We start from the raw sequence: 21,349 nt of genomic DNA, 5'->3' as shown, positions 1-21,349 counted from the left end.
CGGCGACCCGGACGCGTGGTCAACGAGCAGGCGCCTGCGGCATGCAGCGGGGCGTCACATCGACGCCCCACTCCGCGCCAGATTCCATCCCCACTTCCCACAGCAGCTGACCCCACTATGACTTCTGCTTCCGTAGCCCGCGCAAGCGCCGCTTCCGCGGCGCCTTCTCAATCGATTCCCGCCACCCCCGAGGCGCTGCTGGAAGCCGTGCTCAAGGCCAATGCCGGCACCGCCGACGCGCGTACCCGCACCATTCTCGATGCCCTGATCCGGCATGCGCACGCGTTCGCGTCCGAGGTGCAGCTGACCTATGAAGAGCTCCACGCCGGCCTGGACTTCATGGTCCGCATCGGGCAGGGCACCGGCCCGAAGAAGCACGAGGGTATCCTGCTGGCGGATATCCTTGGGCTTGCCACGCTGGTGCTGCTGATGGACGCCAAGGCCGTGCTGGCCGCCGGCGGCACCGAGCCCGCGCTGATCGGGCCGTTCTGGCGCGCCAACCAGCCGGTGCGCCCCAACGGCGCGCATATCGCCACCCCCGACACCACCGGCGACCCGCTGACGGTGCGGGGCCGCGTGGTGTCGATCGACGGCACGCCGATCGCCCGCGCGCGCATCGAGACCTGGCAGGCAGCGCCGAGCGGCCTCTACGAAAACCAGGACGAACACCAGGAAGACATGAACCTGCGTGCCGTGTTCGAGACCGACGCCGAAGGGCGCTTCTGGTTCGAGAGCGTGCGGCCGTCGGGCTATGGCGTGCCGATCGACGGCCCCTGCGGCGAACTGCTGAAGCTGCAGAACCGCGACCACATGCGTCCGGCGCATCTGCACTTCATTGCTATCGCGCCGGGGCACAAGGTGCTGACCACGCAGATCTTCGATGCGCTGGACCCCTACGCCTTCAGCGACGCGGCCTTTGGCGCGGTCGGCTCGCTGCTGCGCGATTTCGAGCCGGATGGAAACGGTGGCTTCCGCCTCGATGTCGAGCTGAAGCTGGAGCCGGGCGAGACCAGGTTGCCCAAGCCGCCGTTGCCGTGATCCGGTTCCGGCGTGCGCCCGCGCTCGCCTCGGCTCAGAAGGTATAGGCCGCCGACAGGTACGTGAAATTGGTATTGCGCCCGCCCGCCGTGCGCAGCACCGGCGCTACTTCCACATGCACCAGCCCGGCGTTGACGGTGACATGGCGATCCACTTGCCAGAGCACATCGAAGGCAAGCTGGCTGCCGGTGTAGCGCCCGGGGCGGCCGGCGGTGCCTGCGATGGGAACAGCGGTCGCCGTATAGACCGCGTCGCCGGTGGTCTGGCGCCAGATGAAGTCCCACGATACCGTCAGGCGCAGCGATGCGGTCGGCCGGAGCGTCAGCGACGGCTGCAGGTCCACCACATTGGAGGCGCCGACCAGGCCGGCCTGGTTGAAGTAGGCCAGCTTGGGAAAGAGCCCGCCGTAGGTCCCCAGCCGGCCGTCGCCGGGATCCTTGTCGCCGCTGCCCGCGGTGGCCTTGATACCGGTGCGCGCTTTCCATCCGCCCATGGCGAAGGCATAGCCCGTGTCGGTCGAGAAGCCCCAGGCGCGCAGGTCTTGCTGGCCGAAGCTGCCGAACTGCGCCAGCGCTTCCCAGTCCCAGTCCCAACGGCCGTGGCTGCCGAAGATGCGGCCGCCCACGGAATGCCGGCGCTCCACGCCCGGACCGATGCTGAACAGCGCGCGGCTGTTCTCGAAGCCCAGGTAATACAGGTCCACACCGGATGCCGGCACGAAGCTGTGCGGCAATGTCGTGTACACGCCCCAGAAGCCCTGCGCATGATTGGGGTGGTCATCGAAGTTGCCGGCCTTGAGCAGCACCGGCCGGGTGGCGAAGGCGTCGATGCGGACGTCGCTGGCCTGCCCGCCCAGCCGAACGCCGTCGAAGGCGCGGCGCACGTTCGGCGCATCGCGCACCGAGACCAGGCGCTGGGAGCCGAACGCCATTTCCTGCCGGCCCAGGCGCAGCGTGGGGTCCTCCGCCGCAGTGCCGGATACTGGCAGGCGCGCGTCGACAAAGGCCTGCTGCAAATCCAGCCGGTCTTCATACGGGGGCAAGGCCACGTCCTTGCCGGCGGCGAGTTGATTGCCCAGTTGCAAGAAGGCACGGAAGCGCTGGCCAGCATGCAGATCGGCGTGCAGCAGGATGCGATGCAGCAGGTAGCCGTCGGCCTCGCGGCCCGGCGTGCCGAAGTTCGGTGCCGAATAGTTCTCGAAGCGTTCGCGGATCTCGCCGCCCAGGCTCAGGTAGGTATCGGGCGCGCCGAGTGGGATGTACTTGACCGGATCCCACAGATCATGGCGCGTGGCGTCAGCGCCGGCGCCCTGCAGGTAGCGGTAGTCTTCGTCGTAGCGCAGGAATTTGTAGGCAGGCGCATCGGCCGGTGCCTGCGCCAGCGCGGCACCGGAGAGGGCGATCAGGGCGAGGGCAAGCGCGTGGTGGTGGGCCAAGAGAATCTGCCGCGTGCTGGTCGGTGTGGCGGTTGGGACCGGCGCGATCGCGTACGAAAGGCGACGCGCCGTCGATTCCTTCAAGCCAACATAGCATCTTGCGATGACAGCGCAAAGCTGCCCGGCACGCGAAGCGTCATGTTTTCAAGCCAACGCGGTGCCGGCGGCGCGGGGCGCGTCCCATGCGACAATTTCGCAGCCGCCTGTGCACCGCACCGCACCCACTGATCCGTGCCGCAGCGCGGACCCCGCAAGCGACCCGCGTCCTACACCATGAACCGACCAGCCTCTCTCTCACGCGCCGACTGGGTGCGGCACGCCAGGCCGACAGAAGGCGTCGAGCGTATCGAAGCGTGGTTTCATGGCAAGGCATATGCCATGCACCGCCACGATACCTACGCGATCGGCCGCACGCTTGCTGGCGTGCAGCGTTTCAGCTATCGGCGCAGCCAGCGAGACAGTCTGCCTGGCAACACCATCGTGCTGCATCCCGACGAGCCCCACGATGGTCAGGCAGGCACCGACGAAGGCTTCCGCTACCGCATGATCTACGTCGAACCGGTACTGTTCCAGAACGTGCTGGGCGGGCGCGCGCTCCCGTTCCTCGAAGGCGGAGTCACGACCGACCCGCGCCTCGCGGCGGCCACCGAGGCGTTGCTGCAGCATGTCGGCTGCACGCTCGAGCCGCTCGAGCAGAGCGATGCACTGGCCGACCTGGCGCATGCGCTGGCCGCCGTCGCCGGCACGCCGGCGCGGCGTTCCAGCGGCGACTATCTGGCGGCGTACCGTGCACGCGAGTATCTGCAAGCCAACTGTACGCGCGTGGTCACGCTCGACGAGCTCGAGGCGGCCACGGGGCGCGACCGCTGGAGCCTGTCGCACGACTTCCGCACGTTCTACGGCACCAGCCCGTATCGCTATCTGACCATGCGCCGCCTCGATGCGGTGCGCCACCTGCTGCGCGCGGGCAGCTCGCTGGCCGACGCGGCCGCGCTAGCGGGGTTCGCCGACCAGAGCCACATGACGCGGCACTTCGCCAAGACCTTCGGGCTGACGCCGGGGCGCTGGCTGCAAGTTGCAGGAAGAATCCGGGGCGGCTGAGAATCTCCCACGATCGTTCAATACGCCTGCAAGGCGCATGCGTATCCTCAACCCGTCAACTTGTGAACGGAGAGAACCATGTCCCCATCCGCTAGCCATTCCCGCGCACCGGCCGGCCGCGGCCAGTGCCAGAGCATTGACCTGGTCGGCAAGATCGCGCAGATCGACGGGCACTGGCAACCGCGCGTCGTCGCGGAAATGAACGACTACCAGTTCAAGGTGGTGAAGGTCGAAGGCGAGTTCGAGTGGCACCGGCATGCCGACACCGACGAGACCTTCATCGTCCTCGAAGGCGAGTTGCGCATCGATTTCCGGCAGGGGCCCGCGGGCGACGGTTCGATCGTGCTGGGGGCCGGCCAGATGGCGGTGGTGCCGAAGGGCGTCGAGCACAAGCCCCGTGCCAATGCGGAAGTGAAGCTGTTGCTGATCGAGCCGCGCGGCGTGGCCAACACCGGCGACGGCCCGGCGGGCGAGCGTACCGTCGAGAACGACCAGTGGATCTGAGCACGCTCCAACAAAAACGGCACCCCTTGCGGTGCCGCGCTCGTCACGCCGCGGCCTGCCCGTACGGGCAGGCCGCTGGTGCACTATCGCGTGATTACCGCTTGCCGTCCTTCGCGTACACACGCTCCCCGGCCACCCAAGTCTCCAGCACCTGCGTCTTCCAGATGTCCGCAGGCTTGACCTTGAACAGGTCCTGGTCCACCAGGATAAAGTCAGCCCACTTGCCCGGTTCGAGTGAGCCCAGCGTCTTCTCCTGGTGCTCGGCGTAGGCCGCGTCCAGCGTGAAGGCGCGGAAGGCCTGCGCCAGGGTCATGGCTTCTTCGGCATGCCAGCCCTTGATCGGGCGGCCTTCATGGTCGGTGCGGGTGACCGCCGCGTGCAGGCCGTAGAACGGATTGGCCGATTCCACCGGGAAATCCGAACCGCCGGCGATCACGGTGCCTTGCCTGAGCAGCGTCTGCCAGGCATATGCGCCCTTGATGCGGTCCTTGCCGACGCGGTCTTCGGCCATGTTCATGTCGCTGGTCGCGTGCGTGGGCTGCATCGACGCGATCAGGTCCAGCGACTTGAAGCGCGGGATGTCCGGCAGCGCGATCACCTGTGCGTGCTCGACGCGGTTGCGCAGTTCGCGTCCGCCCACGTCCTTGTAGGCCGCTTCCATGGCGTCCAGCACCTGGTGGTTGGTGGCGTCGCCGATGGCGTGGATGTTGACCTGGTAGCCGGCCCGGATCGCGGTCTTGACCGCGGCCTGCATGGCGGCATCGCTCATGAACAGCAGGCCGCTGTGCACGTGGTCGTCCGAGTACGGCGCCATCAGCGCCGCGCCGCGGCTGCCGAGCGCGCCGTCGCCATACAGCTTGACCGCGCGCAGGTAGTAGCGGTCATTGCCGTAGCCCGACAGCGGCCCCTTGGCCGACAGCGCCTTGAAGTCGTCGCCGGTGTCGCGGATCATGCCGTAGATGCGGGTGGTCAGCTTGCCCTGGTCGGCGAACTCGCGGTAGATGCGGTCTTCGGCGACGGTCACGCCGGCGTCGCCCGCGGCCGTCAGGCCGAGCGCGTTCATGTGCGCCAGCGCGGCGGCCAGCGCGGCGCGGCGGTCGTCGTCGCTGTACGGCGGGATCACGTTGTTGACCAGTGCCATGGCCTTGTCGACGAGCACGCCGGTGGGGTTGCCGCTGGCATCGCGCTCGATGCGCCCGCCGGCCGGATCCCTGGTGTCGCGCGTGATGCCGGCGGCCTGCATCGCCTTGGTGTTCAGCCACGCGGCGTGGCCGTCGACGCGCACCAGCCGCACCGGGCGGTCCGACACGGCGGCGTCCAGTTCTGCCGCGGTCGGGAAGCGGCCCAGCTTCCAGTTCACCTGGTTCCAGCCATAGCCCAGCAGCCACTTGCGCTGCGGGTTCTTGTCGCCATAGGCGCGGATCATGCCCTGCGCCTCGGCCAGCGTGCGCGTGCCCGACAGCGAGATCTCGGTGGTCTTGAAGCCCAGGCGGAACACGTGGCCGTGGGCATCGATCAGGCCCGGCAGCAGGGTCTTGCCCTGGCCGTCGATGCGCTGCGCGCCCGGGTACTGCGCGCGCAGGGCAGCGGCGTCGCCGGTGGCCAGCACCTTGCCCTGGTCGAATACCAGCCCGGTGAAGCGGGTGACCTTGTCCTGCTGCAGGGTATAGCCCTGCACCGATTCCACCAGTGTGGGCGCGGCGTGCGCGGGCAGGCCCAGGGCCATGCCGGCGCCAAGCGCCAGCAGGCTGATGCGGATTGCTTTCTTCAAAGCGATGCTCCTTGTTGTTGTGCTTTTTTGCTTGTTACTGCGGATTGCCAGGCGCCCGGGAACGGCGCCTATTCACCGGCCGCCGGCACGGCGGTGCGCGTTACGGCGGCATCGCGAGCCGGCAGCGCGGGGAATTCCATGTCGGCATAGCGCACGAAGCGCGTCTTGCGCGCGATGCGGTAGCCCAGCCAGATCAGCAGGAAGATCGGAATGCCGATGTAGGTGGCGGCCACGCTGACCCAGTCGATCTTGCCGCTGGTAAAGGCCTGGTAGTTCTGGCCCAGCGTCACGACCAGGCACAGCCCGAAGGCAAAGATCGGCCCGTAGGGAAAGAACGGCGAGCGATAGGGCAGGCGGTCCAGGTCATGCCCCTGGGCGACAAAGCCCTTGCGGAAACGGTAATGGCTGACGGCGATGCCGAGCCAGGCGATGAAGCCGGTCATGCCCGACAGGTTCAGCAGCCACAGGTACACCGACTTGCTTTCGAACAGCGAGGTCAGGAAGCACAGCGCCCCCACCGCGGTGGTGGCGAGCAGCGCCATGAGCGGCACGCCGTTGCGCGTCAGCCGCGCAAACACGCGCGGCGCGCGGCCCTCGGTGGCCAGGTTGTACAGCATGCGGGTCGACGCATACATGCCGGAGTTGCCCGCCGACAGCACCGCGGTCAGGATCACCGCGTTCATCACGCCGGCGGCAAAGGCCAGGCCCGCATGGCGGAACACCAGCGTGAACGGGCTTACGCCCACGGTTTGCACGTCGCTCTTGAGCAGGCTCGGGTCGGTGTAGGGGATCAGGATGCCGATGATCAGGATCGCCAGCACATAGAACAGCAGGATGCGCCAGAACACCTGGCGCACGGCGCGCGGGATGTTTTTCGCCGGATCGGCCGATTCGCCGGCGGCCACGCCGATCAGCTCGGTGCCCTGGAACGAGAACCCGGCAATCATGGCGACGCCGATCAGCGCGGGCAGCCCGCCGACGAAGGGCGCATCGCCGGTGGTCAGGTTGGCCAGGCCGTGGCTGGCCGCCATGTCGCCGCGCAGGATGCCGAAGATCATCAGCGTGCCGATGCCGATAAAGGCGACCACCGTCACCACCTTGACCAGGGCGCACCAGTACTCGGCCTCGCCGAAGCCGCGCACCGAGATCGCATTGAGCGCGAACATCAGGCCCAGGAACAGCGCGCTCCACAGCACGCCGGGCGTATCCGGGAACCAGTACTGCATCACCAGCTGCGCCGCGGCCAGTTCCACCGCGATGGTCACGGCCCAGTTGTACCAGTAGTTCCAGCCCAGCGCGAAGCCGAAGCCCTCGTCGACATAGCGCGCGCCGTAGGTGGCAAACGAGCCCGACACCGGCATGTAGGCCGCCAGCTCGCCCAGGCTGGTCATCAGGAAATAGACCATCGCGCCGATCAGGACATAGGCGGCAAGCGCGCCGCCGGGTCCGGCCTGGGCTATGGTGGCGCCCGAGGCCACGAACAGTCCCGTGCCGATGGAGCCGCCGATGGCGATCATGGTGAGGTGGCGTGCGCGCAAGGTGCGGCGCAGGGTGGGCGCGCTTGCGCCGGCGGAGGAAGGCTGGGAAGGTTGGGTCGGCATCGGAATCCGGTCTGGGCGCGCGCCGTGCCCACAAAAAAGTCGCAAAGGGGGCGGGCGCGAAGGGGCGCAAAGGCGCTAATGCCGTTCAGTCGAGGCAGCCATCACTGAACGGCATCGGCGCGCAGGCGCGCAACGATGCCGGCATCGCCGGGCGGCCGCACGCCGCGCCAGTCCGCCCGCGCGGGCGGCGACGCATGCCGCAGGGCCTCCTCCCGGTGCTACCGGCCGGTATATTGGGCGGCATCATAAGAGAAATCGCTGTGCAGGGAAAGTCGCTGGCCGCCGGCCTGGGCGGGCGCCGGTGCGAAGTGCCGCACTCGCCGCCGGCGCCTGGCCCGGCACGCGGGAAGGTGTTGCGGTGTAGGACAAACACCCGGCGCGGACAGGAATGGCACCGCTGCCGAGCCTGTCGCGGGCGGTATATCTTGCGAAGTACCAGGCGCTGCACGCCGGCCGGTGTGAGGAACCGGCCCATCCCCGTTCCTTTGTTCACCGGTGCAGGGAGACTGACGGATGTTCCAGACGCACAGCCATGTTCCCTTCGACGCCCGGCGGCCGATGACCGCGGGGCGTGCCGGCGCCGGCTGGTGCCGGCGCGCGGGCCGGCTGGCCGCGATCGTGCTGGCCGGTCTGCTCGGCACCGCGGTGCTGGGCGGCTGCGCGAGCCTGCCGGCGTCGGCCCAGCGCACCCCGTCTACCGCCCCGGCCAATACCAGCGACACGCCGCTGGGCAAGGTACTGGCGCCGCGCCTGGCCAAGCGCCCGGGCGAGTCCCTGTTCTATCCGCTGCAGTCCGGGCCCGACGCGCTGGCGGCGCGATTGGCGATGGCGCGGGCGGCGCAGCGCAGCCTGGACCTGCAGACCTATATCTTCGAGCCGACCGGCACCGGCGCGGCCGTGCTGGGCGACATCCTGGACGCGGCCGACCGTGGCGTGCGCGTGCGCATGCTGCTCGACGACCTGCATACCGGCGGCCTCGACGAGATCCTGTCGGCGATCGATTCGCATCCCAATGTCGAAGTGCGCCTGTTCAATCCGTTCGCCAACCGCGGCGCGCGCTGGCTGGAAATGCTGGTGGACTTCAAGCGCCTGGACCGGCGCATGCACAACAAGTCGATGACGGTGGACAACCAGATCACGCTGCTGGGCGGCCGCAATGTCGGCGACGCGTATTTCTCGGCGCGCACCGACATGGATTTCAGCGACCTGGACGTGCTGGTGGCCGGACCGGCGGTGCCGCAGGTGTCCGCGGTGTTCGACGAATACTGGAACGATGCGTCGTCCTATCCCGTGGTGGCGCTGATCCCCGCGGGCAAGGAGGCGCCGGTGGAAATGCGCAGCCTGCGCAAGCGGCTGGAGGCGCGTGGCGACCAGGCCGTGGCCAGCCCCTACGTGCAGGAGCTGCTGGACTCGGGCCTGGCCAAGGGGATCGAGAGCGGCCATATGCCCGGCTACTACGGCAAGGCCGTGGTGGTGTCCGACAAGGCGGCCAAGATCACCCACCAGACCCACGACGACCCCGGCCACGCCACCGCGCGGCTGGAGAAGATGATCAGCAACGCGCAGCAAGAGGTGCTGCTGATCTCGCCCTACTTCGTGCCCGACGACGACGGCGAAGCCTGGCTGATTGCGCTGGCGCGGCGCGGCATCCGCGTGCGCATCCTGACCAACTCGTTCGAAGCCACCGATGTCAGCCCGGTGCACGCCGGCTACGCGCCGCACCGCCAGGCGCTGGTGGCCGCCGGCATCGAGCTGTACGAGCTCAAGCCCAGCGCCTACGCCGAGCTGGCCAACCGCGGCAAGGCCGCACGCGGCTCGCGCTCGCGCGCCTGGCTGTCGTCCAGCCGTGCCAGCCTGCACGCCAAGAACTACATCGTCGACCGGCGCCAGGTCTTTATCGGCTCGCTCAACATGGACCCGCGCTCGGCAAAGCTGAATACCGAGATGGGCGTGGTGCTGGACAGTCCGGCGCTGGCCGAGCGCATGATCCGTTCGACCGAGGACGGACTGCTCGACATGGCCTACCGCGTCGGGCTGCAGACCGATGGCGACGGCGGCAATCCGCGCCTGACCTGGACTACGCGCGAGAAGGGACAACTGGTGGTCTACGACCGCGAGCCAGGCATGGGCCCGCTGCAACATCTGGGGATCGGCGTGCTGCGCGTGCTCCCGATCAAGGAAGAGCTTTAAAACGGGCCGGCGGGCAGCTCGCGGCTTTCCTGAACCTCGGTTTGGGGGTATTTTTCCCGGCACCGTAGCTCCCCCGGAGGAATCCCATGAAAGCTGCAGTGCTGCATCAACCCAGGACGCCGCTGGTGATCGAAGACGTGGCCATCGGCAAGCCCGGACCGCGCGAAGTGCTGGTGCGCACCGCCGCCGTCGGCGTGTGCCATTCGGACCTGCACTTCGTGGACGGCGCCTACCCGCATCCCGTCCCTACCATCCCGGGCCACGAGGCCGCGGGCGTGGTGGAGCAGGTCGGCCCGGAAGTCCGCACGGTCAAGCCCGGCGACCACGTCATCACCTGCCTGTCGGCCTACTGCGGCCATTGCGAACATTGCCTGACCGGCCACCTGTCGCTGTGCACCGAGCCCGATACCCGTCGCCGCGAAGACGAAGCGCCGCGCTTGCAGGCCGCCCATGGCAACGCCATGCACCAGTTCCTGAACCTGTCGGCCTTCGCCGAGCAGATGCTGATCCATGAACACGCGCTGGTGGCGATCCGCCGCGACATGCCGCTGGACCGCGCCGCGCTGATCGGCTGCGCGGTCACTACCGGCATGGGCGCCGTGATTCATACCGCGAAGGTGCAGCCGGGCGAGACCGTCGCCGTGATCGGCTGCGGCGGCATCGGGCTGGCCACGGTCAACAGCGCCGCCATCGCCGGCGCGGGCCGCATCATCGCCATCGACCGGGTGCCCGGCAAGCTGGAACTGGCCCGCAAGTTCGGCGCCACCGACGTGATCGATGCCAGCGACGGCAATGTGCTGGACGCGGTGCGCACGCTGACCGGCGGCGGCGTGCACCACGCCTTCGAGGCCATCGGCCTGAAGGAAACCACCGAGCAGGCCTTTGCCATGCTGCGCCGCGGCGGCACCGCCACGGTCATCGGCATGATCGCGCCGGGCGTCAAGATCGAACTGAAGGGCAGCGATTTCCTCGGCGAGAAGCGCATCCAGGGCTCGCTGATGGGCTCCAACCGCTTCCCGGTGGACATGCCGCGCATGGTGGACTTCTACATGGCCGGCCGCCTGCACCTGGACGAGCTGATCGCGCAGCGGTTGCCGCTGGAACGCATCAACGACGCCTTCGACGAACTGCGGCGCGGCGAACTCGCGCGCTCGGTGATCCTGTTCGAATAGGCGCGTAGCGCGGCCGGTGCAGGGGCGGTGACCCTGCCGGCCGGCGTTCAATAAGGCTGGTCCGCCGGCCGCACCTCGAAGCGCAGGATCTCGGCCAGCTCCAGCATTTCTTCGTCGTCCTCGCTGCGGGTGATCCAGCCGGCGTAGGCATCGCCGCCGGTGTCCCAGTTCCACAGCGTATAGCCGGCCACGCGCAGCTGGTTGTGCGCCAGCTCCATCAGCTCCGGCACGCTGGTGCTCTCCAGGAAGGCTTCGTCCTCGGGATCGTCCGTGCCCCAGTCCAGCTCCAGGTCCACGCGTTCGCACAGCTGGTTCAGGCAGCCGATAAAGGACTGCGCGTCCTTCCAGTCGACAAAGAAGCCGGACTGCCAGTCGATGACCTCGCGGATCACCCACAGCAGTTCCGGCCCGTCGGTGTCGTCATCCTCGGCATCGAGCAGGGCATCCTCGAACATCGCGAGTTGCGCCGAGGTCTGGGCGCTGTCGTCAAGATTGATCAGGGCGAAGAAACGCGCGATCGCGTCCTGCGTGTCATCGTCCAGCGGTGTGGCCATCTTTTTCTCCTGTTGCCGCGGCGCGCTAGGCCGCGATGCGGATGATCTCGCGTTGGCCCGCCGGTGTCACGCGCAGCGCGCGCGAGGTGCGCGTGGGCTCGACCCAGCCGCGCGCCAGCAGGCTGCCCAGCAGCGCAGCGCCCAGCGCGCCGCCCAGGTGCGGCTTGCGCTCGCTCCAGTCCGGACAGGTGCAGGCAAACTGCCGCCGCTTGCGGCGGGCCGCGTCCACGTCCACGCCGAGCCGCGCCAGGGCCTGCGCGCCATCGCCGCTGAGCTCCACACGCTGTCCGTCCAGCATCAGCCAGCGCGACTGCGTCATGCGTTCGAACAGGCCCACCGCCAGCTCGCCCGCCAGGTGGTCATAGCAGGTGCGCGCCTGGCGCAGCGCCGGCGGCGCCGTGCGCGACACCGGCACCGCGCGCAACCGCGGCGGCTGGCTCGCCAGCGACGCCGACGCCAGCGCCTCGATCGCCACGCCGATCTCCGGTGCCGCCAGCCGGTAATAGCGGTTACGCCCGCGCGTCTCCGCCACCAGCAGGCCGCCTTCGGACAGCCGCGCCAGATGCCCGCTGGTGGAAGACGCCGACAGGCCGGCGATCAGCGCCAGCTCGCCGGCGGGCCGGGCGCTGCCGTCCATCAGCGCCCAGAGCATGGCGGCGCGGCCGGGATCGGCCAGCAGGCTGGCGAGGTGGCTGATGCCGGGGGTGTAATCCATGGTTTGGGGTTGGGTGAAGGGTGTGATGCGGAGTATAGGACGGCGCGGGCAAGGGGGGCCAATGCAATTCAGGTTTCGCACACCCGCTCTCTTCCATTACGACGGAGCGCCGCAGTTCCCTTCTGGCGCAGTTTCGGTGGCCTGTAATGTGAACTCGAATACGGCGCCTCGTGGCCGGTTCGGCCGCGCTTGCAGGCGCCCGCCATGCGCTTCGAGGATGGCGCGACAGATCGACAGGCCCATGCCCAGGCCTTCGGCCTTGGTCGTGTAGAAAGGCTGGAACACCTGCTCCGTATCGGCAGGCAGGCCGATACCGACGTCGTGCACTGTGACCACGACTTCACGCGCTGGGCTGACCGCGGTGCGTACAGTGAGCTCGCGTGAATGCTCGAGGATCTCGCGCATTGCCTCGACGGCATTGATCACCAGATTCAGCAACACTTGCTGGAGCTGGATCTTGTCAGCCCACACCAGGGGTAGCGCGGGCAGGAGTTCCGTTTTCAGGATGACCTGGGTGCGATCCAGTTCGCCGGCAAAGAGGGGCAGCGTCTCGGCGATCATCTCGTTGAGATTGATCCGCTGCGCTTGCGGCCCGGCCTTGCGCAGCATCGCGCGCATGCCCGCGATAACGCTGCCAGCGCGTTCTCCTTGCTCGACAATGGCATCCAGGGCTGCGACCGCCTGCTCGAGGTCCGGTTGCTTGCGATGGAGCCACCGTAGCGCGGCGCGTGCCTCGATGGTCAATGCCGCGATTGGCTGGCTCACCTCATGGGCGATTGACGCTGTCAGCGCGTTGAGTGTCGTGACGCGGCTTGCGTGAGCCAACTCTGCCTGGGCCTGACGCAAGGATTCATCTGCGCGCCGGCGGTGCTCGGAAAGCCGGCTGTTCTCGATGGCACTGGCCGCCTGGAACGCCAGCAGCTTGATCACCTCGATCCGTGCCGGAACGAACACGCCTGGCGCAAGTGCGTTTTCAAGATAAAGCACGCCGGTCAGCCTGCCTTGATTCAGCAGCGGCAGGCACAGCATCGAACGTGCCTGGCGTCGGCGAACAAAGGGGTCGGCGGAAAAGGCCCCGCTGGCGGATCCGTCGTTCATGACCACGTGCTCGCGAGAATCCAGCACGTGCTCGATCATCGCCAACGGCATGTCGGCCGCATCGAGCGGCCGCACGGACAATGTCACCATGACTGTTTCCTCCCGCACGGCAGCCTCGGCGGCCACGTGATGTTCGGCGCCGTCGGGCAAGATAAGCAGCCCACGCGTCGCGCCGGCCTGCTCGATTGCGGTACGGATCAGCGTCGCCAGCAGCCGTTCCAGCCCGCTTTCTCCCGAAATCGCCTCCGAGATCGCGATGACCGTGGCCAGGTCCAGATGCTGGAGCGGCGCGCCAATCGTGCCCATCGACGGCGTCGAGGCAAGGGCGGCTCCCGCCTCGGCTGCCAGCGCGGGATATTGCATATCGAGCTGCCAGACCTTGGCGTCTGCACCCCAACGCATGTAGCCGTGACGCGCCTGGCGCAAGTACACCATCGCCACGTTATCGAGCCGACGATCCAGATAAAAGCGCGCCGCCAGTTCGTTTGCCAGCGCCTGAATGTGGATCAAGTCGCTTTCGCGTGCCGAGGCGATAGCCGACTCGTACCCGCGCATCGCGTCGATGTCGCGTCCTTCGAGCCGTGCAATCTCCGCCTGGACCAGCGTGGCGCGGTGCGCAAACGTCGCCGGACAGCGCCGTGCCCATTGCGCCAACTGCCAGTGGTGCCCGGCCAGGGCGGGAAGGTGCGCGGTGAGTTCACCTTCGACGGCGGGATTGCAGCACGCCGCGCGTGCCAGCGCGGCGTAAAAATGGTATTCCGCCTGCTCGAAATAGGCCGGCGAGGTCCACAGAAGCGGGTGTGCCTGCTCGGCCGCATCCAGTGCCTCGGCCGCGGCGCCGGCCAGATAGCGAGCCTGAAGCTTGCGGATCCAGTACCAGCATGACACCAGCAGCAGGCCCACGTCGCCGCGCAACCGGGCTTCGAACGCGGCTTCGCTGAAATCCCTGGCGTCGAAGCGGCCGAAGACCGGCGTCAATCCGCGCAGCGTTCGGACGAGCTGGCGTTGGGGCGCAAGGCGGTCTGCTACCAGCGTGAATCGCGGCCCCCATGCGAAAACGCTGCCCGAGTCGGCATCGCGTTGCACGCTGCCGAGCGGATCTCCGATTGCCAGCGCATGCGTCATCAGGTTGCTGCGGATGTAGGCCGCATAGGTGAGGTCGCCGATCTGCTGCGTCAACGCCAATGCCTGACGCACCAGGCCGCGCGCGACGCGCAGCGGCTTGGACCAGTGCAGCAGATTCCCGCCGACGACTTGATATACGCGTGCGCGTATCCGCTCGATGCCCCGCCGTTCCGCAACCTCGAGCGACAGCCGCTCGAATGCGACGCCGGCCGGCTCATCGGTGGAGGCGGCCACGTTCAGCATGGCCACCCATGCATAGGCCAGCGCCGATTCGTCGCTGTTGCCATGCGCCAGGCTCAGGTTGACCATGCGTAGCAGCACAAGCCGGCGCAATGGATCGTCGGTGTACCAGGCCGGCTGCACCAGCGCAATCAGCACGCGCATCGTCGCGAGCGCACCGGGGTCAGTCATCGGTGGCAGCGCAGCCAGTTCGGCGATCTCGCGCCCGCCGAGGTGGCGGGCGAACAGCGCCTCCTCGTGCGCCAATGCCGTTGCAGTCGGATGCGAGGCCCATTCGACCCCGGCACGCTGCAGGTAGGCCAGCCCGACCGTGACCGCTTCGGCACGGCGCCCGCCGGTCATCAGAAGGCCCAGCTGGAGTTGCGTCAGGACTGCCAGCGCGGTGATCGACGAGGTCCGCGCGGCCAGTGACTCCAACCGATGCTCGGCGCGCGCCGAATCCCCGGTGAGAAACTCGCATTCGGCCGTGTGCAGCGTCAAGGCGAAGGCGAGGGCCTGGTGCCGTGCGAAGCCGTGATCGCCCAGCAGCGCGAGTCCTACCGACAGATAGTGCAGCGCCGCGGTGTTGGCGCATGCGGACTTGGCGCGCAAGGCGGCAGCCAGGTTGAGTTTCGCGAGCCTGTCGCGCTCTTCCTGCGCCTCGAGGCTCTCGGTCGCGCGGTTCAACTGTCCGACGATGGTGAAGACGTTCGCCTCGATCTCGTCGGACGGCGTGCGCTCGAGCAGCAGCCGGCCGACACGCAAATGGAACGCCTGCCGCGTTGGCTCGGCGATGCGCGAATAGGCCGCTTCGAGGACGCGATCGTGGGAGAAGCGCAGCACGTTCTCCCTGCATGAGACCAGCCCCGCGTGCACGGCTTCCCGGATCGCGGGCTCCAGTTCGCGGGCGTCGCCGCTCCAGCCCCGCGCCAGGGTGTCGACCGTGGAGTCGTTGCCAAGGCAGGCAAGCAGGGCCAGTACCGATCGTGTACTGGCCGCCAGCCGGTCGATCCGACCCACCATCAGCGCTACCACGTTGTCGGTCAGCGCCTTGGCGGCGAGCTGGTCGAGGTCCCAGGTCCAGCGTGCCGCCTCGTGGTCGAATTGCAGCAGCCCCTCGTGGGACAGCTCACTGATGAACTGCGTGGCGAAGAACGCATTGCCTGCCGTCTTCTCCATCACCAGTCGCGCAAGCGGCGCACCCGTGTCGGTATTGCAATGGAGTGCGTCGGCGACGAGCTGCCGCAGGTCCGATTCGCCGAGACAACCCAGCTCGACATGGACCACGGCGGCGCCGCCCGCGCGTAACGCATCGACACCGTGGATCGCGCGCTGGTCGTCTGCGACTTCGTGGCTGCGACAGGTGCAGACCACAAGCAGGTCTGCCGTGCCCGGGTCAGTCAGCATCTGGTGCAGCAGCGTGACACTTTCGTTGTCGAGCCACTGGATGTCGTCGAGGCACAGCGTCAGCGGCCGCGCGGTTCTCGCCAGAGCGGCCACGAGGTTGCGCAGCGCAAGCCGCACCTGCGGCCCGGTTTCGCGCGGCGGCGTTTCCCGCATCCACGGTACCGGACCGAGCAGCGTCTTCAGTTCGGGCAGCAAGGGCACCAGCGCACCGGCATTCGGCCCCAGCGCCTGCGCGATGACGGTGCGCCAGGGAGCCATGTCGGCCGCGTGATCTGCCAGTCCAATTCGCAACAGGCCGCTGAGCGCTCGCGCGAGCGTTGCATAGGGCAGCCGTACGCCCGCATCGACGGGCGCCTCGGCCGCTACGTCAGCCGGCGCGTCGGCCTTGCCGGCGGCATGAATCCCGCCGCGTCCGGCAACCGCGCCAGCAAACGCCCGCATGAGCGACGTCTTGCCTACGCCAGAATGGCCGGAAACCATCACGATTTCGCTGCGCCCCGTGGAGGCCACGCGCTCGTACGCTTCCACCAGCGTCGCCATGGCTTGCTCGCGACCATAGAGGCGGTCGGGGATGACCCGGACCTCCGAAAGGTCGCGCTGCCCCAGTTCGAACGCTGCAATCTGCCCCTGCGCCGACAACGCGCGACGGCAATGCTGCAGGTCGCGCACCAGGCCTGCGGCCGTCTGGTAGCGCTCCTCGGGAGCTTTCGCCAGGAGCTTCATGACAAGCGCCGAAAGCATCGCAGGCACGGCCGGGTTGCGTTCTGCCGGCGGCCACGGCGAGCGCGCCAAGTGTGCATGGACCCAGTCAAGGGGTTCACTGGCGACGAAGGGCAGCACACCAGTCAGCATCTGGTAAAAGGTAACACCCAGGGCATACAGGTCGCTGCGTGCGTCGATAGGGCGATTCATCCGGCCCGTCTGTTCTGGCGCCATATAGGGCAGCGTACCGGAGATGTCACTGATGTCCGCACGTGCCTGGGCGCCGCGCGGCACTCGCGACGCGATGCCGAAGCCCGTCAACCAGACCTGGCGCCGGTCCGGCGCCACCAAAACATGGGCGGGCTTCAAATCCTTGTGAATCAGCCCGCGCTGATGGAGATGGCTGACAGCCATGGTTACCGCCACGGCAATGTCGAGAAACATCGCCGGGTCCATCGGCCCACCCACCAGGTGGACGAGTGGCTCACCGCCGGGATCGTCGAGCAGCAGCACTGCCGTGTCGCGCTCGCACAAGAACCTTAGCGGGCGGGCGGCCCAGGTCGCATCGATGGTGTCACGAAGCGCATATTCGTGACCGAGCCGGTCAAGCGCGGCCGGGGCGGAGGGATCGTTGGCAGGCCAGACACCGAGCACGGACACCTTGGAACCATCGTCCTGCATCAGCCAGCCGCGGCCGAACAGCCGGTCGCCTGCCTCCCATGTGGAATCAAAGCCTAGGCGTGCTCCCGCCTGCGGAAAAAACATGGAAAGCACCGTTTTCGGGACCAATGTGCAAAAAAACGGCTAGCTTGCAGGCGCAGCCGGGAGGTCCGCATCTTACCAAATCCCCCATCTCGACACATAATCGGCAGCCGCTGATGTGCCTGCGGTGTTGCACTGACCGCGTGTCACCTTCCGTGTTTACCCAGTAAATCCTTAAATAACCTGCCGTCCCCGATCGCCTTGCGGCAATGGCTTAATTTTTACCGTTTTTGATTGTGCAAAGACTCGCAGCAAAAATGCGAACCGGCGGATGGTTCGTGGTGGCAGGAACGATCGCGTCGGTTCAGCCAGCGTGGGCCGGCTACCCGGATCAACCCATCACCATCGTCGTGCCTTATCCTCCGGGAGGGCCAGCGGACCTGATGGCGCGCCCGCTCGGTGACGGACTGCAGACCGCACTGGGCGTCCCTGTGGTGCTTCAATACAAGCCAGGCGCGGGCGGACAAATCGCCTTGCGCCACGTACAACGCGCCAGGAACGATGGCTATACCCTCGTGCTCGCCCTGGCTGCCTATGCGATCGGGCCACTCGTGAGCCGGTCGGCTGGCTACGATCCCGTCAGTGATTTCCAGCCAGTTTCTCTGCTGGCAAAGCAACCATTGGTTCTGTATGTGGGCGCCACTTCGGAAATCACCTCCGTATCCGACCTGATCGTGCGCGCGAAGTCCCGCCCGGTAAGCGTGGCATCGTCCGGATACGGAAATACCAGCCATCTCGCCATAGAGTTGCTCTCGCAATCCGCCGCGATGCGAGTGACCCATGTGCCGTACCACGGCGGCGTCCAGGCGGTCACGGCAGCGATCAGCGGTGACGTGGACGCAGTGTTCGCAGGGGCCGACAGTCTCAGGCACGTCAAATCCGGGAAGTTGCGGGCACTGGCGATTGCGAACGACACGCGTCTGCCGATCGCGCCTGAGACGCCCACGTTTGCGGAGGCCGGGGTGCGGAACATGTTGGTCACCGGGTGGTATGGCGTTCTGGCCCCCAAGGGGACCGCGCGGGAGAGAATCGAGAAACTCGATCTGGCGGTGAAGCAGGTCCTGTCCGATTTGTCGAAGAACGAGGTACTTTCAGGTTACGGTTTCAAGGTCGTGCATGCGGGCCCTGCGGACTTCCAGGCGTTTATTCGGCAGGAGCTGGCGCGATGGAGCAGGCTGGTCGCTGACCGCAACCTGGTTGCGGATGAGACAGAGGGTGCAAAGGCGGGAGTCGCCGGCAATTTTCGGCGGTGAAAATGCGGTTCCCGCCGACCGGGGTGCGAGCATCCCCGAGGACCTGATCGGCCATTTCGTCAAGGGGCCGATGACCGCTGGGGCCGTGCAGGACGCCTCAATGGCATTCAAGAAGGCCCTGATCGCGCGGGGCGCTGGGCGCTGAGCTCGGCCATCATCTGGGCTACCCGGCTGGCGCTGAGCGCCCAGCCGGCACGGCCAATCAGCGCAATGGCAAGAGCGCCAAAACGGTCTTGACCGAGGACGGGCCACTGGAGATTCAAAGATCACCGCGGCCTACGCGGCGAGTCCAACGCGATCCCTCTTGAAATTTCCCGCCGCCGTGACTATTTTATTTTTCGCTCAGGCAGTCGCGACGTTGCGCGCTGCGTGTTTCTGTTTGTTTGCCAGCAGCCTGGCAGGTGAATGGTAGCGCGTTGCCCCTTCGCCTCCTTGCTGCATCGAAGGAGGATACGACCATGAGTGATCTATTCTTCGGAACCGACCTGTTCAACGAGCTCGACCGCATGCAAAGGCAGATGGCGAGCTTGGTGGGCGGATTCCCATCCAGCATTCGTTCCGGCCGTTTCGGAGCCTTTCCACCCGTCAATATCGGCGCCACGGACGACTCGTTCGAGGTGGTGGCGTTCGTACCGGGGATTCGGCAAGACAAGCTCGAGGTGTCGATCGACAAAGGCTTGCTGACCATCAGCGGCGAGCGCGAGCCGACACATGCGGTCGACGATCCGGAATTGCGGCTGTACAAGCAGGAGCGATTCACCGGCAGCTTCCGTCGCGTGGTGGAGTTGCCGCAGAGCGCCGACCCGGGAAACGTCCAGGCGCGCTATGCCAACGGCTGCCTGTCCGTCACGGTTGGCAAGCAGGAAGCCTCGAAGCCTCGGGCAATCACGGTCCAGTAACACGAGGAGCAAGCCATGAACGATACGACGCAAGTGGTTGAACGCAGCCAGGGTGCGGTGACAAAAGGCCAGGAGGAAAAGTCGCTGCCGACCATGACGTTGCTGCCCGCGGTCGACATCGTCGAGGACAGCAACGGTGTCACCCTTTGGGCCGACCTTCCGGGCGTGACGAAGGACAAGCTCGAGGTGAATGTCCATGATGGCAACCTCCATATCGAGGCCGAGGCGGTGGTGCCCACTCCCAAGGGACTGCGAGTGCAACACGCGGAAATCCGCGAGCCGCACTTCGCTCGCGCCTTCTCGTTAAGTGCCGATCTTGACACGTCGAGAATCGAGGCGAACCTGCACGACGGCGTACTGAAATTGACGATCCCGCGGCGCGAGGAAGCACGCCCGCGCCGCATCGCAGTCACCGTGGCGTGAGTGGCCGTTGGCGCGCCGGCGGTGCCAACCCGCGCGCTGCCGGCGCGCCGCTTGCCGGATGGGCCTGGCATTCGTCGTTGCCTGCCCGCCGGCTCAAGGTCCATGCATATCTTTTAACAAAGGGAGACTTCGATGGAGTTTGATTCCGAGTGGATCACGCTGGGCAAGCATCGACTGCGGCTGAGATGCGCGCGCGGGTTCCCCACGGAGAGGACGCGGTGTGTAGCGGAACTCGCCAGGATTGCCATCGAGAGCAACCTGAGCGCGGCTGCAAGGCTGGTTGAGGTAAGCAGTGAAGGGGAGAGGGCCTACACGGTCAGCGTCGGCACGACGTTTGCCAAGGACCGCGAAGCGGCCCCGCACCTGGAGTTAGCGTTGTCCACGATGCTTGGGTTGAAGGTAGGCCAGGTCGCTGTGGAAATCGTGGTAGTCAGCCAGGCGGAGGTAGACAAGCACTTTGGCGTCTATGAGCGAATGCTCGCAGAGAAGCTCGGCATCGTGCCCTCCATACAGTGACGCGCCGGGCCATTGACGAGCGTGTTCCATTGCGTCGGTGGCCAAATGCTCAGGCGGCGCGAGGCGCCGTGCATTAGCGAGCCGCCCCCGGCTGGCGTCCCATGGTGTTAGTATGTAATATACAGAATATCACCATAACGGTGCGGCCACGAAGCCGCCCGCCGGAGACGCCATGCTCGACCCGTCCTTGTTCGGCCGCATGTCCTTCGCCGCCGCGGAGCCGCATGCCGGGCCGCTTACCGCCGGCCGCCACCGGCTGGGCGTGGCCGATGAACGCGATGCCGTGCTGTTCGTGCCGGACGGGCTGGAAGCCCAGGCGCCGGTGCCCCTGATGGTCATGTTCCACGGCGCCGGCGGCTTCCCCGAAAAAGTCCTGCCGCATCTCGAAGCGCATGCGCAGCGGCACCGCTTCCTGGTGCTGGCGCCGCATTCGCTCTATCCCACCTGGGACATCGTCATCGGCGGCAATGGGCCGGACCTGCAGCGGCTGCACCAGGCGCTGGCCGCGGTAACGTCGCGCTACCGGATCGATCCCCGGCGGCTGGCCTTTGCCGGATTCTCGGATGGCGCCAGCTACGCGCTGTCGCTGGGCATTACCAATGGCGATATCGCCAGCCATGTGATCGCGTTCTCGGGCGGCTTCATGTCGGTGTTCATGCAGACCGGCATTCCCAAGGTGTTTGTCGCGCATGGGCTGGCTGACGAGCAATTGCCGATTGCCAGCGGACGCGCGCACGCGGCCAGGTTGCGCGCCGCCGGCTATGACGTGGAATACGTCGAGTTCGACGGGCCGCATGTCATCCATGCGCCGGTGGTCGAGCGCGCGATCGATTTCTTCCTGCAGTGAAACCCTGGCCGCTGGCC

At 67.1% G+C, this 21,349-nt stretch carries 16 protein-coding genes and 1 pseudogene; 11 read left to right on the top strand and 6 right to left on the bottom strand.

Annotated features, from left to right (window positions below; all coding sequences use genetic code 11):
- The first annotated feature begins 117 nt into the window (after positions 1–117).
- Complete coding sequence (locus tag RALTA_RS26145; RefSeq protein ID WP_012356987.1) at positions 118–1,038, top strand: dioxygenase family protein; 921 nt, start codon at positions 118–120, stop codon at positions 1,036–1,038.
- 34 nt (positions 1,039–1,072) lie between these two features.
- On the opposite strand, the gene RALTA_RS26140 is transcribed toward RALTA_RS26145, so the two are convergent.
- Positions 1,073–2,473: an alginate export family protein gene (locus tag RALTA_RS26140; protein WP_012356986.1), complete on the bottom strand. Its 1,401-nt coding sequence runs from the start codon at positions 2,471–2,473 to the stop codon at positions 1,073–1,075.
- Between the two features lie 273 nt (positions 2,474–2,746).
- Between RALTA_RS26140 and RALTA_RS26135 the strand changes: the two genes are divergently transcribed.
- A complete protein-coding gene (locus tag RALTA_RS26135) occupies positions 2,747–3,574 on the top strand; it encodes an AraC family transcriptional regulator (protein ID WP_012356985.1) in 828 nt (275 codons plus the stop codon).
- Positions 3,575–3,652: 78 nt separating this feature from the next.
- Positions 3,653–4,078, top strand: coding sequence for a cupin domain-containing protein (locus RALTA_RS26130; RefSeq protein WP_012356984.1), 426 nt, complete (start codon positions 3,653–3,655; stop codon positions 4,076–4,078).
- A gap of 94 nt (positions 4,079–4,172) precedes the next feature.
- Here RALTA_RS26130 and RALTA_RS26125 read toward each other — a convergent pair whose 3' ends face one another.
- Both RALTA_RS26125 and RALTA_RS26120 read right to left on the bottom strand, forming a co-directional pair.
- Positions 4,173–5,849, bottom strand: coding sequence for an amidohydrolase (locus RALTA_RS26125; protein WP_012356983.1), 1,677 nt, complete (start codon positions 5,847–5,849; stop codon positions 4,173–4,175).
- A 68-nt stretch (positions 5,850–5,917) separates the two neighbouring features.
- The gene (locus tag RALTA_RS26120; protein ID WP_012356982.1) at positions 5,918–7,450 is read right to left on the bottom strand and encodes an amino acid permease; all 1,533 of its coding nucleotides are present in this window, start codon (positions 7,448–7,450) and stop codon (positions 5,918–5,920) included.
- Positions 7,451–7,963: 513 nt separating this feature from the next.
- Between RALTA_RS26120 and RALTA_RS26115 the strand changes: the two genes are divergently transcribed.
- Positions 7,964–9,640 (top strand): phospholipase D family protein, encoded by a 1,677-nt coding sequence (locus tag RALTA_RS26115; RefSeq protein ID WP_012356980.1) that lies wholly within the window; start codon positions 7,964–7,966, stop codon positions 9,638–9,640.
- 86 nt (positions 9,641–9,726) lie between these two features.
- Positions 9,727–10,812: a Zn-dependent alcohol dehydrogenase gene (locus tag RALTA_RS26110; RefSeq protein ID WP_012356979.1), complete on the top strand. Its 1,086-nt coding sequence runs from the start codon at positions 9,727–9,729 to the stop codon at positions 10,810–10,812.
- A 47-nt stretch (positions 10,813–10,859) separates the two neighbouring features.
- Here the strand turns inward: RALTA_RS26110 and RALTA_RS26105 are convergent, their stop codons facing one another.
- From RALTA_RS26105 to RALTA_RS26095, 3 genes are all read right to left on the bottom strand, one after another.
- Positions 10,860–11,366: a DUF6630 family protein gene (locus RALTA_RS26105; protein WP_012356978.1), complete on the bottom strand. Its 507-nt coding sequence runs from the start codon at positions 11,364–11,366 to the stop codon at positions 10,860–10,862.
- Between the two features lie 25 nt (positions 11,367–11,391).
- Positions 11,392–12,081: an ArsR/SmtB family transcription factor gene (locus RALTA_RS26100; protein ID WP_012356977.1), complete on the bottom strand. Its 690-nt coding sequence runs from the start codon at positions 12,079–12,081 to the stop codon at positions 11,392–11,394.
- A 96-nt stretch (positions 12,082–12,177) separates the two neighbouring features.
- Entirely contained in the window at positions 12,178–17,397 is a 5,220-nt protein-coding gene (locus tag RALTA_RS26095) for a trifunctional serine/threonine-protein kinase/ATP-binding protein/sensor histidine kinase (protein WP_041232660.1), read from the bottom strand.
- A 254-nt stretch (positions 17,398–17,651) separates the two neighbouring features.
- Here RALTA_RS26095 and RALTA_RS26090 point away from each other — a divergent pair, with 254 nt between their 5' ends.
- The 6 genes and pseudogenes from RALTA_RS26090 (at position 17,652) to RALTA_RS26065 (ending at position 21,332) form a co-directional block, all read left to right on the top strand.
- Entirely contained in the window at positions 17,652–18,647 is a 996-nt protein-coding gene (locus tag RALTA_RS26090) for a Bug family tripartite tricarboxylate transporter substrate binding protein (RefSeq protein ID WP_012356975.1), read from the top strand.
- Positions 18,598–18,907: pseudogene (locus tag RALTA_RS31105) on the top strand (transposase); the annotation flags it as partial. The gene RALTA_RS26090 and the pseudogene RALTA_RS31105, both read left to right, overlap by 50 nt.
- 198 nt (positions 18,908–19,105) lie before the next feature.
- A complete protein-coding gene (locus RALTA_RS26080; protein ID WP_012356973.1) occupies positions 19,106–19,546 on the top strand; it encodes an Hsp20/alpha crystallin family protein in 441 nt (146 codons plus the stop codon).
- Positions 19,547–19,561: 15 nt separating this feature from the next.
- Positions 19,562–19,969: an Hsp20/alpha crystallin family protein gene (locus tag RALTA_RS26075; RefSeq protein ID WP_012356972.1), complete on the top strand. Its 408-nt coding sequence runs from the start codon at positions 19,562–19,564 to the stop codon at positions 19,967–19,969.
- Between the two features lie 132 nt (positions 19,970–20,101).
- Complete coding sequence (locus RALTA_RS26070; RefSeq protein ID WP_012356971.1) at positions 20,102–20,485, top strand: hypothetical protein; 384 nt, start codon at positions 20,102–20,104, stop codon at positions 20,483–20,485.
- Between the two features lie 172 nt (positions 20,486–20,657).
- Positions 20,658–21,332 carry an alpha/beta hydrolase gene (locus tag RALTA_RS26065; protein ID WP_012356970.1) on the top strand — a complete coding sequence of 225 codons (675 nt, stop codon included), beginning with the start codon at positions 20,658–20,660 and terminating at the stop codon, positions 21,330–21,332.
- Positions 21,333–21,349 lie beyond the last annotated feature (17 nt).

Source organism: Cupriavidus taiwanensis LMG 19424 (assembly GCF_000069785.1).
Classification (GTDB): Bacteria; Pseudomonadota; Gammaproteobacteria; order Burkholderiales; family Burkholderiaceae; genus Cupriavidus; species Cupriavidus taiwanensis.
Note: the sequence above shows the minus strand (reverse complement) of the source record. Positions and strands in the feature narration are given on the sequence as shown.